The organism is Streptomyces sp. CG4 (genome assembly GCF_041080655.1).
Classification (GTDB): Bacteria; Actinomycetota; Actinomycetes; order Streptomycetales; family Streptomycetaceae; genus Streptomyces.
Window position 1 is genome coordinate 5657445 of record NZ_CP163525.1, and the last position, 15674, is coordinate 5673118.

At 71.3% G+C, this 15674-nt stretch carries 15 protein-coding genes; 5 read left to right on the forward strand and 10 right to left on the reverse strand.

Annotated features, from left to right (window positions below; all coding sequences use genetic code 11):
• Positions 1-107 precede the first annotated feature (107 nt).
• The 4 genes from AB5L52_RS25820 to AB5L52_RS25835 all read left to right on the forward strand — a co-directional run bounded on the left by AB5L52_RS25820 (position 108) and on the right by AB5L52_RS25835 (position 4603).
• The gene (locus tag AB5L52_RS25820) at positions 108-869 is read left to right on the forward strand and encodes a DeoR/GlpR family DNA-binding transcription regulator (RefSeq protein ID WP_351027888.1); all 762 of its coding nucleotides are present in this window, start codon (positions 108-110) and stop codon (positions 867-869) included.
• Positions 866-1813, forward strand: coding sequence for a 1-phosphofructokinase (pfkB, locus tag AB5L52_RS25825; protein WP_351027886.1), 948 nt, complete (start codon positions 866-868; stop codon positions 1811-1813). The genes AB5L52_RS25820 and pfkB overlap by 4 nt, the downstream gene beginning before the upstream one ends.
• A gap of 160 nt (positions 1814-1973) precedes the next feature.
• A complete protein-coding gene (locus AB5L52_RS25830) occupies positions 1974-4232 on the forward strand; it encodes a fructose-specific PTS transporter subunit EIIC (protein WP_369366479.1) in 2259 nt (752 codons plus the stop codon).
• Between the two features lie 119 nt (positions 4233-4351).
• Positions 4352-4603, forward strand: a complete 252-nt coding sequence (locus AB5L52_RS25835; protein WP_351027882.1) for a hypothetical protein — start codon at positions 4352-4354, stop codon at positions 4601-4603.
• Between the two features lie 86 nt (positions 4604-4689).
• Here AB5L52_RS25835 and AB5L52_RS25840 read toward each other — a convergent pair whose 3' ends face one another.
• From AB5L52_RS25840 to AB5L52_RS25855, 4 genes are all read right to left on the reverse strand, one after another.
• Positions 4690-5436, reverse strand: coding sequence for a DUF6227 family protein (locus tag AB5L52_RS25840; protein WP_351027880.1), 747 nt, complete (start codon positions 5434-5436; stop codon positions 4690-4692).
• A gap of 169 nt (positions 5437-5605) precedes the next feature.
• A complete protein-coding gene (locus tag AB5L52_RS25845; RefSeq protein WP_351564379.1) occupies positions 5606-6823 on the reverse strand; it encodes an Ig-like domain-containing protein in 1218 nt (405 codons plus the stop codon).
• A 270-nt stretch (positions 6824-7093) separates the two neighbouring features.
• Entirely contained in the window at positions 7094-8119 is a 1026-nt protein-coding gene (locus AB5L52_RS25850; protein ID WP_369366483.1) for a P1 family peptidase, read from the reverse strand.
• Positions 8120-8156: 37 nt separating this feature from the next.
• Entirely contained in the window at positions 8157-9395 is a 1239-nt protein-coding gene (locus AB5L52_RS25855; protein WP_369366484.1) for a low temperature requirement protein A, read from the reverse strand.
• A gap of 163 nt (positions 9396-9558) precedes the next feature.
• Here AB5L52_RS25855 and AB5L52_RS25860 point away from each other — a divergent pair, with 163 nt between their 5' ends.
• Positions 9559-9735: a hypothetical protein gene (locus AB5L52_RS25860; protein WP_351027872.1), complete on the forward strand. Its 177-nt coding sequence runs from the start codon at positions 9559-9561 to the stop codon at positions 9733-9735.
• A gap of 19 nt (positions 9736-9754) precedes the next feature.
• Here AB5L52_RS25860 and mscL read toward each other — a convergent pair whose 3' ends face one another.
• From mscL to AB5L52_RS25890, 6 genes are all read right to left on the reverse strand, one after another.
• A complete protein-coding gene (mscL, locus tag AB5L52_RS25865) occupies positions 9755-10231 on the reverse strand; it encodes a large conductance mechanosensitive channel protein MscL (protein WP_351027870.1) in 477 nt (158 codons plus the stop codon).
• Positions 10232-10369: 138 nt separating this feature from the next.
• Entirely contained in the window at positions 10370-11026 is a 657-nt protein-coding gene (locus tag AB5L52_RS25870) for a hypothetical protein (protein ID WP_369366487.1), read from the reverse strand.
• A gap of 207 nt (positions 11027-11233) precedes the next feature.
• A complete protein-coding gene (locus tag AB5L52_RS25875) occupies positions 11234-12067 on the reverse strand; it encodes an S-methyl-5'-thioadenosine phosphorylase (RefSeq protein WP_351027867.1) in 834 nt (277 codons plus the stop codon).
• A 99-nt stretch (positions 12068-12166) separates the two neighbouring features.
• Positions 12167-12472, reverse strand: coding sequence for an FmdB family zinc ribbon protein (locus AB5L52_RS25880; RefSeq protein ID WP_351027865.1), 306 nt, complete (start codon positions 12470-12472; stop codon positions 12167-12169).
• Between the two features lie 67 nt (positions 12473-12539).
• On the reverse strand, positions 12540-13838 hold the full coding sequence (locus AB5L52_RS25885) for an MFS transporter (RefSeq protein ID WP_351027863.1): 1299 nt from the start codon (positions 13836-13838) through the stop codon (positions 12540-12542).
• A gap of 276 nt (positions 13839-14114) precedes the next feature.
• On the reverse strand, positions 14115-15671 hold the full coding sequence (locus AB5L52_RS25890; protein ID WP_369366490.1) for a potassium/proton antiporter: 1557 nt from the start codon (positions 15669-15671) through the stop codon (positions 14115-14117).
• Positions 15672-15674 lie beyond the last annotated feature (3 nt).

Genomic DNA, 15674 nt, shown 5'->3' on the forward strand with positions numbered 1-15674 from the left:
TTACTTTCCGGATATCTGGGCGTAGCCTCGCAGTGAAACCACACGTTCGGGCATTACTCGGAAGTGAACGGACAGCGGGACCGGACATCGAGGCGGAGGCCAACGACATGTACGCACCGGAACGGCAGCAGGAGATCCTCCGGCTCGCCCGTGACGGCGGCCGGGTGGACGTGCTGTCGCTCGCCGAGGAGTTCCAGGTCACCGCGGAAACGATCCGCCGCGATCTGAAGGCCCTCGACCGCGCCGGTCTCGTCCGCCGGGTGCACGGCGGTGCCATCCCGGTCGGCCGCCTCGACTTCGAGCCGGACCTCGCCGAACGCGAGGGCACGTCCGCCGACGAGAAGGACCGCATCGCCAAAGCGGCCCTCACGGAACTGCCGGGCGAGGGCACGCTGATCCTCGACGCCGGCACGACGGTGGCACGGCTGGCTGCCGCCATCCCGCTGGAGTCCTCCCTGACCGTCGTCACGCACAGCCTCCCCATCGCCGCCCGCCTCGCCGACCACCCTGGAATCCAGCTCCACCTGGTCGGGGGGCGCGTACGGCACCGCACGCGCGCCGCAGTGGACGCCTGGGCGCTCCGCGCGTACGGCGAGATCCGCGCGGACGTACTGTTCGTGGCGGCGAACGGCTTCTCCGCCGAGCACGGTCTGACCACCCCGGACCTCGCCGAGGCCGCGGTCAAGCGGGCCGCGGTCGCCGCCGCCCGCCGCGTGGTGCTGCTGGCCGACTCCTCCAAGCACGGCCAGGAGCACTTCGCCCGCTTCGGTGACCTGAGCGACGTGGACCTGCTGATCACCGACAGCGGGCTGAGCCCCGAAGACGCCGCCGCCATCGAGCGCGGCGGCACGGAAGTAGTGCGCGCATGATCCTCACCGTCACCCCCAATCCCTCCCTCGACCGCACCTACGAGGTCCAGGCCCTGAAGCGCGGCGAGGTCATCCGTGCCGACACCGAGCGCATGGACCCCGGCGGCAAGGGCGTGAACGTCTCGCGCGCCGTCGCGGCCGCCGGGCGGCGCACGGTCGCCGTTCTGCCCCTGGGGGGTGCGCCGGGGGCGCTCATCGCCGATCTGCTCGACGCGCAGGGCATCGAGGTCGCGCCGGTCCCGATCACCGGAGCCACCCGCTCCAACATCGCACTCGCCGAGTCGGACGGGGTCCTCACCAAGATCAACGCGCCGGGTCCGGAACTGTCCGCGGCCGAGCAGGCCCTGCTCCTGGTCACCGTCCGCGAGCACTCCCGCGATGCCGACTGGATCGCGTGCTGCGGGAGCCTGCCCCGGGGCCTCGCGCCCTCCTGGTACGCCGATGTCGTCGCAGAGGCGCACGCCGGGGGCGCGCGCATCGCGCTGGACACTTCGGGCCGTGCGCTGCTGGAGGCGCTGCGCGCGCGGCCGGACGTGGTGAAGCCCAACGCCGAGGAGCTCGCGGAAGCCGTCGGGCGCCCCCTGTCGACCGTGGGCGACGCGCTGAAGGCCGCCGAGGAGGTGCGCGGCATGGGCGCACGCGCCGTGCTCGCGAGCCTGGGCGCCGACGGACAGCTCCTCGTGGAGGACGCGGGCGCCTGGTTCGCCACCGCCCGTGTGCGCACCGTCCGCAGCAACGTCGGCGCCGGCGACTCCTCCCTGGCCGGCTTCCTGATCGCCGGCGGCACCGGCCCCGAGGCTCTCGCCTCCGCCGTCGCCCATGGCGCCGCCGCCGTCCAGCTCCCCGGCAGCGTCATGCCGACCCCCGCCGACCTGGACCCGGCGGCGGTCACCGTCACGGCCGAGATCCCCCTCGACCGCGAACTGACGGAGCCCGTGCCATGACCGCCCTGGCCCGGCGCCGTCCGCCCACCCCGCCGCGACCATGGCGAGACTCCCCGTCGCTCACCACGGCCGCCACCCTCACCGCTTCCCCCCACAGCACCCCTGTCCCCACCTCCGCCCACCCCTCTCCCCGGGCGATACGCGTGCATAGGAGCCCGCGATGAGCGACATGATCACCGCGGACCTGGTCGACCTCGACCTGTCCGCCGACACCAAGGAAGCGGCGGCTCGAGCCCTCGCCGAACGCATGGTGGCCCGGGGCCGGGTGACCGACCTGGACGGCTTCCTCGCCGACGTGGCCGCCCGCGAGGCCCAGATGCCCACCGGCCTCGACGGCGGCATCGGCATCCCGCACTGCCGCAGCGCTCACGTCACCGAGCCGACCCTCGCCTTCGGCCGGAGCGCCGCAGGCATCGACTTCGGCGCCCCGGACGGCCCGGCCGACCTGATCTTCCTGATCGCGGCACCGGCCGGCGCCGACGACGCCCACCTCACGATCCTCTCCTCCCTGGCCCGCCAGCTGATGAACACCGAGTTCACCTCGGCGCTGCGCGCGGCGACCGACGTGGAGACGGCGGCGGCGCTGATCCGCGGGGACGAGACACCGAGCGCGCCGCAGGCACCGGCGGCGGCCTCGGGGGAGGGCGCGGACGCAGACGTGAGCGCGGACTCGGGCAGCTCGACGAGCCCCGGACGCGCGGACTCGGGCGCGAGTCCGAATGCCGCGGCGAGCGCTGCTCAGGGCGCCGTGAGCGCCGCGGGCGTGGCGGGCGCCTCCGAAGACACCGCTGCGGCGCCGGTGGCGGCCTCCGCCGGCGCCGCAGCGGCCACTACCGCGCCTGCGCCGGGCGCATCCGCCCCGGCGCAGGCAACCTCGGCGGGCGCCGGCCCCGCTTCGGACGCCGGCGAGCGCCCCTTCCGTATCGTCGCTGTCACCTCCTGTCCGACCGGCATCGCCCACACCTACATGGCGGCCGAGTCCCTGGAGAACGCCGGCCGTGAGGCAGGCGTCGAACTCATCGCCGAGACGCAGGGCTCGGCCGGCTTCACCCGGCTGGACCCGGCGGTGATCGCGGCGGCGGACGGCGTGATCTTCGCGCACGACGTCCCCGTACGCGACAAGGACCGTTTCGCCGGCAAGCCCGTCGTCGACGTCGGAGTGAAGGCGGGCATCAACCGACCTGCCGAACTCATCGCGGAGGTGCGTGGGAAGGCGGCGCGCGGCGAGACGAGCGCCCCGGCACCCGCGTCGGGCGGCACGCCGGTCGAGCGCGCGGGCGACTCCACCGAGGGATACGGCACCAGGCTCCGCAAGTGGCTGATGAGCGGCGTGAGCTACATGGTCCCGTTCGTCGCCGCGGGCGGCCTCCTCATCGCCCTGGGCTTCGCGATCGGCGGCTACAAGATCAACAAGGCGCCGTCGGTGATGGACCACTTCGTGTGGACCCAGGCCGACAGCTGGGGTGCCCTGCTGTTCCAGATCGGCGCCGTGGCCTTCAGTTTCCTGGTCCCGGTCCTGGCCGGCTACATCGCCTACGGCATGGCCGACCGCCCCGGCCTGGTCCCCGGCTTCGTCGGCGGCGCGATCTCGCTGACCATCAACGCGGGCTTCCTCGGCGGCCTGGCCGCCGGTCTCATCGCCGGCGGCGTGGTGATGTCCATCCAGAAGATCGACATCCCGGCGGCCCTACGGGGCATCATGCCGGTGGTGGTGATCCCGCTGATCTCCTCGGCGATCGTCGGATTCCTGATGTTCGTCGTCATCGGCAAGCCCATCGCCACCGCCCAGAAGAGCCTCACCGACTGGCTGAACGGCCTCACGGGCACCAACGCGATCCTGCTCGGCGCCCTGCTCGGCCTCATGATGTGCTTCGACCTGGGCGGCCCGGTCAACAAGGTCGCCTACACCTTCGCCACCGCCGGCATCGCGGTCTCGAACCCCGGCGACTCCGCGATGAAGATCATGGCCGCGGTGATGGCGGCCGGCATGGTCCCGCCGCTGGCGATGGCCCTGGCCACCACCGTACGCGGCAAGCTGTTCACGCAGACCGAGCGCGAGAACGGCAAGGCCGCCTGGGTCCTCGGCGCTTCCTTCATCTCCGAGGGCGCGATCCCGTTCGCCGCGGCGGACCCGCTGCGGGTCATCCCCTCCGCCATGGTGGGCGGCGCGCTCACCGGCGCGCTGTCGATGGCCTTCGGCGCCACCCTGCGCGCTCCGCACGGCGGCATCTTCGTCGTCCCGCTGATCGGCAACCCTTTCCTGTACCTCATCGCCATCGCGGCCGGCGTCTGCGCCACCACGGCCCTGGTCGTCCTGCTCAAGGGCATGCGCAAGCAGACTCCCGAGAGCCCGGCCACCGACCCCGCCACGAACGCGACCACCACGACGAAGGAGACCAAGCAGCCCGTGGCGGCCTGACCGGCACACCACCCCCGTCACGCCTTGTCCCTTTAGTTCGCTGTGAGTTGTTCACGGCACCTGCGAGATACGTCACGGTCCGGGATCAAAGTCCCGGACCGTGGTGTGTACTGGGACGCATGCCTGAGCACGCTCCGACTCTCCAGCTGATCGGCATGGCCGTCCTCGCCGTGGCCGCCGTCGTCTGGGTCGTCGTCCTGATGCGCCTGCTGCACCGCACGGGCCTCCAGGCCTCCGTCCGGCGCACCACCACCGCGCTCCCTGCCCTGCCGCGCCAGAGGCGGTCGGGCCCCGCGCTGGAGTCCGTCGAGCTGACCCCCGCGGAACAGGACGCCTTCGCAGGACTGGCCCGGCAACTCGCCAACGGCTGACGGCGAAACGCCCGCCGAAGCGCCCTTCGCGCCGGGCGCACACTGCACCGGGCGCACTCCGCGCCGAGCGCACACCGCTGCGCGCGCTACCCCTGCCGCGCCGCGCGCCGCTCCATGGCGTCCCGGGCCGCGTCCTCCGACATGTACACCTCGCACATGTGCCGCCCGTCGGGCGTCGCCGTGTGCTCGACCTCCCACAGGGAGACCTCGCGGTCGTCCGGCAGCAGGAACGCGTGCTCGTACAGCGTGTAGCTCAGTCCCGCGCGCCCGGCGCGCCCCGGGCGCCCGAATGCCTGGGTGATCTCGTGCGCGGTCGCCGTCGCCAGCAGTGCCGCGGTCTCCGCGCCGGGCCGGTCCGGATTCTCCGCGCGGCGCAGAAGCCGGCGCGCGTGGTCCGCCGAGTCGTCGGAGGCGAACACGTGCCGGGGCTCCGGGATCGCCCACAGCCGCATCAGCGCGGGCAGCTCGAACTCCGGCGTGTCCGGCGGCAGCCCGAGCCGCGCCGTGGCCGTCTGCAGCTCCTCCTCGTCGACGTACACCTCGTGCTCCGGGGCGGCGCCCGGCGTCGGGTTGTGCACGAGCTCCCACAGCGTGACCGCACTGCCGTCGGCGAGCAGCCAGGTGTGCCGGTACGTCTCCCGGTGCAGCCCCGCGCTGTGGTACGCCGAGTGCAGCGAACTGTCGTGCGCCAGCGCGCAGTCGAGCCGCCGTATCACGTCATCGGGCAGCTCGAAGGAGTTCAGGGCGCGACCGAGGAGCCGCGCGAGATGCTCCTCCGGAGACTCGGGCGACTCGGCTGGTTCGTACGCTGCTGTCTCGTACGGAACGCTCAAGGCATCTCCCGGCGTTGCTGCATGTCACCTAGTGGGTGCATACCGTAGCCCCTCGGTCGGACATCATGTCCGTGAACCGAGAAAACGTATGGCGAGAAAACGCGCGGGCCGCGCGAAAAATTCCCGCGCGGCCCCGCGTGGCCTCAAAAGCTGCCGTAAAAGCTCCCGTTCAGGCGGCACTTCCGGCGGTCCAGGCGCTCCACGACATGTTCCAGCCGTTGAGCCCGTTGTCCGGGGAGACCGTGGTGTCGGGGGAGTTCTTCACGATCACGACGTCCCCGACCAGCGTGTTGTCGAAGAACCACTTGGCCGAGGTGGCTCCCTGCGCGCCCTGCACGTCCGCGAGGCCGATGCAGCCGTGGCTGGTGCCCTCACGGCCGAAAGGCGGGTTGCCCTGGCTGTACCAGTAGTTGCCGTGGATGAACGTCCCCGACGACGTCAGTCGCATCGCGTGCGGCACGTCCGGGATGTCGTACTCGCCGCCGAAGCCGACCGTCGAGCCGTTCATGCGGGTCTGCGTGAACTTCTCGGAGATCACCATCTGCCCGTTGTACGTGGTGTGCTGCGCGCTGCCCGCGGAGATCGGCACCGACTTGATCGTCTTGCCGTCCCGCACCACCGTCATCGTCTGCGTGTTGGCGTCGACCGTGGAGACCTGCGACCGCCCGATGGTGAAGGAGACGGTCTTCTTCTGCACCCCGTAGACGCCCTTCGCGCCCTCGACCCCGTCCAGGTCGATCTTCATCGTGACCTTGGAGCCGGCCTTCCAGTACTCCTGCGGCCGGAAGTCCAGCCGGCGGTCCCCGAACCAGTGCCCGACCACCTGCTGACCACCGCTGGAGTCGACCGTGATGTGCGACTGCACGGCCTTCTTATCAGTGATCGACTTGTCGAACGTGAACGACACCGGCATGCCCACGCCCACCGTGGCGCCGTTGTCCGGCGTGTACGTGCCGATGAAGCTGTTCGCCGAGGTGACGGTGGTGAAGATGGAGTTGGCCGCCGCGGTGCGCCCGTCGGCGTCCTTCGCGGTCGCGCTTATCTGGTACTTCGTCCCGCGGTCCAGCTGCTGCTTCGGCTTCCAGTTGCTGCCGTCCGCCGAGACCGCACCGGCCACGGCCTGCCCCGAACCCGCCACGGTCATCTTCACGTCGGTCAGCTTGCCGCCGCTGACCTTCACGCCGGTCGCGTTGATGGACGCGTCGGTCGAACCGTCCTTGGCCGAAATCGTGATGTTCGCCGTCGACGTCTTGGGGGAGTCCTTGCCGCCCTTGCCGTCGCTGGTGGCATTGGCGCTGCCACCACAAGCGGTCAGGGTGAGGGCGCCGACCATCAGGGCGGCACAGGCCCCCAGTGCGCGCCGCGCTGTAATGTCCGGCGTTGTCACGGGCTGCTCCAGGTTCGTGTGATGTGCGTGATCCGTTCCAGTGCGTGGAGAAAGAGGGCACTGGAGCCGGGGAGGGTTCCCTGCCGCTCCCGTGAACGCCATCACGTGACAGAACCGCGACAATTCAAGCCTGTCGGGCAGGTTCCGCTCCCGCCCGAGCACACCGCCGCCCCAACGTGGCCCGCCGCACGGACCGTTGACGGGCCCGGCGGGCGACGCGCGCAGGGGTGAGGCCGCGACCCCGCGCCCTCACCACTCCTACCGCACCCCCTACGGCACCCCGTACAACTCCCCGTACGACGGCCACGTCCCGCCCGGCCCGTCCACCGACTCGGCGGCGCGCACCCCCCGCACGATCGCCCGCGTCACGAGATCCGCGCCGGCGGCGAGGATCTCATTGAGCTCCAGCGGTTGCCCGGCGAGGGAACGCGCACCGGTCGCCAGCGCGAACACCGTGTCCCCGTCGTGCAAGAGGTGCACCGGCCGAACAGCGCGCGCGATCCCGTCGTGCGCCGTGCCCGCCAGCTTCTGCGCCTGCGCCTTGGAGAGGTTCGCGTCGGTCGCGACCACCGCCAGGGTCGTGTTGAGCGGGGGCGGCGCGTGTCCGGCGGCGGCTTCGTCGAGGCGCCGGCGCGCGGCCTCGTGCACGCGCTCCTCGGGATACTCCACCCGCCCCTGACACAACTCCCCGTACAGCGCCCCCGTCTCGGGCTCGATCACCGATCCCGCTGCGTTCACGACCGCCAGTGCGGCGACGGTGATCCCCGAGCCGAGCACCGTACTCGCGGTGCCCACCCCGCCCTTGACCCGTCCCGCCACGGCTCCCGTGCCGGCCCCGACGCACCCCTCCGGCACCCGCGCCCCCGGCGCAGTCACCGCCGCGGCCTCCACGGCCGCGCGTCCTGTGCCCGCGTCCGGCCGCGCGCGGAAGTCTCCGCCGCGCCCCAGATCGAAGACGCACGCGGCGGGCACGACCGGCACGACGTGTGCCGGGTCCGCCCCTACCCGCACCCCGCGCCGCTGCTCCTCCAGCCAGGCCATCACACCGGACGCCGCGTCGAGCCCGTACGCGCTGCCACCGGTCAGCACCACCGCGTCGACCCGGTTCACGACGTTGCGCGGGTCGAGCGCATCGGTCTCCTTGGTGCCGGGGCCGCCGCCGCGCACGTCCACGGCGACGACCGCGCCGCAGTCCGGAGCGAGGACGACCGTGGTGCCGGTGAGCCAGCCGTCCCCGCTGCGGGTGGCGTGCCCCACCCGCACTCCGGCGACGTCCGTGATTGCGTCAACTGTCATGTACGCCAGTCTCACCCGCGCAGGCGCCGCCGAGGACTCATCCGGCCGGCGCGGTGGCGCTCGCCGCGCGCTCCCGGCCGGCCATGCGCGCCGTCAGCGTCACTCCGGTCGCGACTGCGGCCGCGGTCACGAGGCCCGCCGCGAGCACTGCCCAATCGCCGAGGAAGGTGCAGCAGATCACCAGCAGTGCAGTGACCGGCAGCACCAGCTGCTGAGCGATGCCGACCTTGAAGTGCCTTGAGTGCAGCGCCCAGACGGTCAGCAGGTACAGCGCCGTGGGCAGCGTCACGGCCGCGGACGCGGACAGCGTGGAGATATGTGTCTTGCCGACCGCGTGTTCCACGGCCACCTCCAGGCCGGCGCCGATCGCCGCCGCGGAGGCGAAGATCAGGTAGTGCCCGTAGCCCCACAGGAACGCCTGACCGTTGGAGCGCAGATGGCCGTGGATGGGTACGACGAAGTAGATCCACCACGCGGAGAAGACGATCAGAAGCCCGCCTGCCGCGATCGGGAGTAGCTCGCCCAGGGCGTCGTGCTCGTCCACCGCCGACTTCACGGCGACGGTCGCCGCGGCGACCGTCTCGCCGAGCACGATGATGGTGAACAGGCCGTACCGTTCGGCGATGTGGTGAGGGTGCCAGGCGGTCTCATAGTTCTTCTCGGCGAACAGCGGCACGCACATTTCCACGATCGCCATCAGGAGGAACACCCAGGGCCGCGCGGGCCCGGGCAACACGACCAGCCCGAGCCAGCCGACCAGGCACAGCAGCACGCCGCACGCGTACCGCAACGCCATGGTTCTCTCGGTGCCCTCGGCCGATCTCGCGGCTCTCAGCCACTGCGCGGCCATCGCCAGCCGCATGATCAGGTAGCCGAGCCAGACCACCAGGTAGTCGTGGTGCTGAAAGGCCTCGGAGATTCCGGCGGCCAGCACCAGGACGCCGGCGATCTGCACCAGGGTGACGACCCGGTAGAGCGCATCGTCGTTGTCGTACGCCGAGGCGAACCAGGTGAAGTTCATCCAGGCCCACCAGATGGCGAAGAACTGCATGGCGTAGTTGAGGATGCCGCCGCCCGCGTGCCCCTGCGCGACGGCGTGCACCAGTTGCACACCGGCCTGCGCGATCGCCACGACGAAGCACAGGTCGAAGAAGAGCTCTAGCGGCGAGGAGACCCGGTGCGCCTCGTCGCGCCCCCGCGCGGTGAGCCGCCGTAGCGGTCCGGACGACTGTGGTGCGCCCGGGGAGGCGGGCGCCGGAGCGGAACTCGACGTCATGCCTCCCAGAACAGCAGAAAACCGCCCCGAAATCTTGTGAACGAATTCACAAAACATGGGGGTCCAAAGCTCCGTCTTTGCCGACAACCCCGGACAGGTCGAGCAGAGGCCCTGGCCCGAGCACTCCGCCCGGACGCTCGGGTCAGGGCCGTACCCTTGAGGCATGAGCACCGCCCCCGAATCCGAGCCCCGCGGCCCGAAGCCCGCGCTGGTCTTCGACGACCCGCTGGACCAGCAGTCCTCGGACGACACCGATCGCGGGTGGGGCGAGCGGACGGAGGGCGACAGCGCCGCCGACCTGAAGCGATTCCTCGACGAGAAGCCGCCCCACCACCTCTGAGCAGCCCGCAGGAGCGCGGCTAGCGCTCGTCGTGACCGGACCCGCGCTGCGCGACCAAGGCGTCGCGGATCTCCTTGAGCACCTCCAGCTCGGTCACCTCGATGACCTCCTTCGTGCCCTCCTGCGCCGCCTTCTGGGCCGCCTGCCGGGCCAGATACCTGGACATCGGCAGGACCATCAGGAAGTACACCACCGTCGCGGTGATCAGGAAGGTCAGCGTGGCACCGAGTACGGAGCCCCACAGGATCGGCACACCGCTCTTGACCGTGCCGTCCGCGGCCACCTGACACGGGTCCTTCAGACAGAAGCTGTAGTGATCCAGGTTCTGCGTGCCGATCGCGCCGACCAACGGGCTGATGATCCCCTTCACCATCGCGTTCACGATGTTCGTGAAGGCCGCACCGATGACCACCGCGACTGCCAGATCGACGACGTTGCCGCGCATCAGGAAGGCCTTGAAGCCCTGCCAGATGCTCGGTTCCTGCTTTGCGCTCACCTAGGGGACTCTCCTCGCATGCACAGGTTGTGGAACGAAACGCTCCGCAACCTACGGCACGGTGAGGCCCTTGTGTCCAGTCCCTGCGCTCGATCCGGCGACTTGACCGCAAGTCGCCGGGAAAGCGTCCGAGTCGGTTCAGCACAGCGTCACCGCCAGACGCGCCGTGGCGCTTGCACCGACGAGCCGTGCTGCCGTGGCACGCGGCACCGACAGCACGACCAGCGCCCCGCTTTCGGCGGCTCCTCCCTCCAGAGGCTCGGGCACCTTGGTCACCCGCGCACCGCGCGCGAGCACCCGGGCGACGCCGCCGGCCGACGGGTCCTCGGCGGCGATGACGTCGACGCGGTCGCCGGGCCGCAGGAGCCGGACCGCGGCCGCGTCGGCGATCCGCACCGGCGCCGTCACCGTCTCCACGGCCGCGTGCCGGCGTACGGGCTCCGTGATCGGGTGGCCCCGGGCCTGTTCCGCGTGGTGCGCTTCGGGCGTGGTGCGTAGCCCCGCGGCGACGAGTGCGGCCGCGGTCACCGCAAGGCCGGCCGCGATGGCCCGCCTGCGGTGCCGTACCAGCCGCTGCAGCTGATAACGCCCGCCGCGTACACGCACCGGAGGGAACTGCGGGACCTCACAGGTGGCGGGGGCGTCCGTACCCAGCGGGCGCGGGAGCCGGAGGGGAGGCGGGAAAGGAGAGCGGGTGGGCGAGGGGGAGGGACGAGAGCGCGGAGAAGGTGGAAAAGGGGGAGAGGGCCAGGGTGAAGTCGGAGAAGGATGCGAGGGCGACGCGGACCGAGGCATGGGAATCACCGCCTGCGACGAGGAATTCGGCTTGCGGTGCCACGATGAGGCCTCGCGCCGAATCCTGCCGGAGCCGGTGGATCACGGACGGGTTGTGGACAACTCGCCCACCCGAACGGGGAGTTCCGCGTGGTCGTCCACCGGCTCGTCCGCTGTTTTTCCACAGGGTGCTGGTGCACAGCACCACGGGAACTTCTCGCGGGTGCGCTACGGCAGCTCGAAGCCCGGATCCATCCCGCCGAGCGCGTTCACGCACAGACAGTCCCGCGCCCCGGTCTCCGGCAGTGCCGCCACCGCGTCGAACAGCACGCCGCGCAGCCGGTCCACGTTCGCCGCGAAGACCTTCAGCACCTCTTCGTGCGAGACGCCCTCGCCGCTCTCGGCGCCGGCGTCCAGGTCGGTGACCAGGGTCAGAGACGTGTAGCACAGCTCCAGTTCCCGGGCGAGCGCCGCCTCGGGGTGACCGGTCATGCCCACGACCGACCAGCCCTGCGCCTGGTGCCACAACGATTCGGCGCGCGTCGAGAAGCGCGGCCCCTCGACCACGACCAGCGTGCCGCCGTCCACCGGTTCCCAGTCCCGTCCCCGGGCGGCCTTCAGGGCGGCCGTCCGACCGGTGGGGCAGTAGGGGTCGGCCATGGAGACGTGCACGACGTTCGGCACGGTGGCGTCGGGACGCGGCAACCCGTCGAAGTACGTCTGCGCCCGGGACTTCGTACGGTCCACGAACTGGTCCGGCACCAGCAGAGTGCCCGGGCCGTACTCGGGCCGCAGGCCGCCCACAGCGCAGGGGCCGAGCACCTGCCGCACGCCGACCGAGCGCAGCGCCCACAGGTTGGCGCGGTAGTTGATGCGATGCGGCGGCAGGTGGTGGCCGCGGCCGTGCCGGGGCAGGAAGGCGACCCGCCGGCCCGCTATCTCGCCGAAGAAGAGGGAGTCGCTGGGCGGTCCGTACGGGGTGTCCACCTGGACCTCGGTCACGTCGTCGAGGAACGAGTAGAAACCCGAACCGCCGATTACGCCGATCTCTGCGTTCGCCATGACCAGCACACTAGCGGGCGGCGGAACAGCGGGGGAGCCGGTGCCGGGAACGCCGAAGACCCTGCCGTCGTACGACGGCAGGGTCCCGGGGAGGAGATGTCAGGCCGCGGAGCTGCTGGCGGAGCTCGACGAGGACGACGACGAGGACGACTTCGAGTCGGACGAGGAGGAGCCGGCCGACGACGCCGTGCTCGACGGCTTCGACGCCGGGCTGCTGCTCGACGTGGAGCCGCGGGAATCGTTGCGGTAGAAGCCGGAGCCCTTGAAGACGATGCCCACCGCGGAGAACACCTTCTTCAGGCGGCCAGCGCAGTTGGGGCACTCGGTCAGGGCGTCATCGGTGAACTTCTGCACCGCCTCGAGGCCCTCGCCGCACTCGGTGCACTGGTACTGGTAGGTCGGCACTGTCTTCCTCCTGGCACTCTCACTCAATGAGTGCTAACGACGGTCCATAGTGACGCATTCCCGGGGATCAGTCCACCGTCACCGGCACTCGGTGACCGACGCCACGTGCAACGGTGCGGTTCTGCTGCCGTGTGACCAGCCGCGACCGCAGCGCCAGCAGGGTCACCAGCGCGAGCACGGTGCCGGCCATCGGCACCAGGAATCCCGCGCCGCCCCACAGCCGGTCCTCCAGCTGTCCGGCGACGGTGACGGCGGCCGCCTGCCCGAGCGCGACCGCACCGGTCAGCCAGGTGAAGGCCTCCGTGCGGGCACCGGCCGGGACCAGGCCCTCGACCAGCGTGTAACCGGTGATCAGCGCCGGCGCGATGCACATGCCGACCAGCAGGCCGAGCCCGGCGAGCAGCAGCACCGAGTGCGCCGTCCACAGAGCGGACGCGATGACCGCGAGCGCCGTGTAGCCGACGACCAGGCGGCGCTGGGGGGCGGTCTTCCAGGCGATCGCGCCGCAGACGACGCCGGACAGCATGTTTCCGGCGGCGAAGACGCCGTACAGGACACCGTTCAGGCCGGGTTCGCCGATCGACTCCGTGAACGCCGCCAGCGACACCTGCATGCCGCCGAAGACGGATCCGATCCCGAGGAAGGTCACCACCAGCACGCGCACGCCCGGTACGCGCAGCGCCGAGGCGTGCTGCACGCGTGCGTGCCCGCTTTCACCGCTTACCGGCGGCTGCGTGCCCTTCTGTGCGGCGAACAGCAGGCCGCCGACGAGGGTCAGCGCGCCCTCGGTGATCAGGCCGGCCGCCGGTGCCACGGCGGTGCACAGCGCGGTCGCCAGCAGCGGACCGAAGACGAAGGTCAGCTCGTCCGTGACCGACTCGAACGCCGCCGCCGTGGTCATCAGGGGTGAACCCTGCAGCTTCACGCCCCAGCGCGCACGCACCATGGGGCCGACCTGCGGCACCGAGGCACCGGTGGGGACGGCCGCCAGGAACAGCGCCCACAGGGGCGCGTGTGCCAGCGCGAGCGCCGTCAGCGACAGGCCCGCCAGCGTGTGCACCAGAACGCCGGGGATCAGCACGGCGCGCTGGCCGTAGCGGTCGGCGAGGCGGCCGCTGTACGGCGCGAACAGCGCCATGGAGACGCCGGTGGCGGCCGCGGTGGCGCCCGCGGCGCCGTACGAGCCGGTGGTGTGCTGCACCAGCAGCACGATGGAGAGGGTGAGCATCGCGAACGGCTGGCGTGCCGCGAAGCCGGGGACCAGGAAGGTCCAGGCGCCGCGGGTGCGCAGCAGCTGTCCGTATCCCGGGCGGGACGAGACCGGCGAGTTCTTCTCCGGCTCGGTGGTGGTGACCGTGGATCCCACGGCCCGTGCCTTTCTGCCGCCTGGTAGCGCGGGCCCCGTGTGGGCCAAGGCGCCGAGAGCTGTCCTCTTGCGCGGACTGCGGTAGATACCGGCGCCCACTGCGGGTGGGGCGACACGGCCGCCATACGGTCGCGCCAGCTCTGCGTCAGGCAGAGTTGGTTCGATCAGAATGCGCCTTCATGCTACAGGGAGCATCGCGTCCCTCAGCTGTGAAAACGAGCACCATGGGGATGGCAACCTGGGATTTCACGGAATGTGAATCTGGTGAACGCTCCCTTAACGCGGGCTGCCCACCCCGTTCGTCCCCAGCCAGCCCGCCAGCTTGCCGCCGTGGGCGACCGCGCGCAGGCGTCGCTCCGCCGCGTCGCGTACCGGGTCGGTGGCGACGACGAGCAGCTCGTCGCCCTGGCGCAGCACCGTCGTGGGGAGCGGAACAAACGATTTTGCTTCGCGGACGACGAGGGTGACGGCGGCGCCGGGCGGCAGGCGCAACTCACTGATCTCCACGCCGTGCATGCGGGAGCCCTCGGGGATCGCGATGGACAGCAGGTGCCCGCGCAGCCGCTCCAGAGGCGCCGACTCGATGCCGAGGTCGGAGGCCTCGCCCTCCTCGCCGAGGCGCAGCGTGCGCGCCAGCCAGGGCAGGGTCGGCCCCTGGACGAGGGTGTAGACCACGACCAGGACGAAGACGATGTTGAAGATGCGACGGCTGTCGGTGACGCCGTTCACCATCGGGATGGTGGCGAGGATGATGGGCACGGCGCCGCGCAGTCCCGCCCACGACATCAGCGTCTGCTCCTGCCACGGCACGCGGAACGGCGCCAGGCTGAGCACCACGCTCAGCGGCCGGGCCACCATGGTCAGGACCAGCCCGATGACGAGAGCCGGCCAGATGTCGTCGCCCAGCTCGTGCGGGGTGACCAGCAGGCCGAGCAGGACGAACATGCCGATCTGGGCGATCCAGCCGAGCCCCTCGGCGAAGCCGCGCGTGGCCGGCCAGTGCGGGAGCTTGGCGTTGCCGAGCGTCATCGAGGCCAGGTAGACGGCCAGGAAGCCGCTGCCGTGCGCGAGGGCGCCGGCGGCGTACGCGGTCACGGCGATCGCCATGACCGCGATCGGGTAGAGGCCGGATGCGGGCAGGGCCACGCGCTTGAGCCCCCAGGAGCCGAACCAGCCCACCGCGAGTCCTATGGCCGCGCCGATGGCCAGCTCCAGGGCTATCTCGCCCAGTAGGACGTACCAGTGTTCGACCGGGCCGGCCGTGGAGAAGGCGACGACCAGGATGACCACCGGGGCGTCGTTGAAGCCGGACTCCGCCTCCAGCGTGCCCGTCACGCGCGCGGGGAGGGGAACTCTGCGCAGCACCGAGAAGACCGCCGCCGCGTCCGTCGACGACACCACCGCGCCGATGATGAGTGCCTGCCGCCATTCCAGCCCGACCAGATAGTGCGCGCCGGCCGCGGTGACGCCCACGCTGACGGCGACGCCGAGGGTCGCCAGGACCGAGGCGGACGACAGGACCGGCTTGATCTCCTTCCACTTCGTGCCGAGACCGCCCTCGGCGAGGATCACGACCAGGGCCGCGTACCCCATGACCTGGGTCGCCGCGGCGCTGTTGAAGTGGATCTCGCCGAGGCCGTCCTGGCCCATGAGGACGCCGATCGCCAGGTAGACGAGCAGGCTGGGGAGCCCGCTGCGGGAGGAGATCCGTACGGCCGCGACGGCGACGAGCAGGACCACGGAGCAGACGAGCAAGAGCTGGTTGAGGTGGTGAACAGTCAGCGGCGGTTCCCTTCCTTGGCTCGCGCGCCGGGCGCGCGAGCTCACGTACACAAG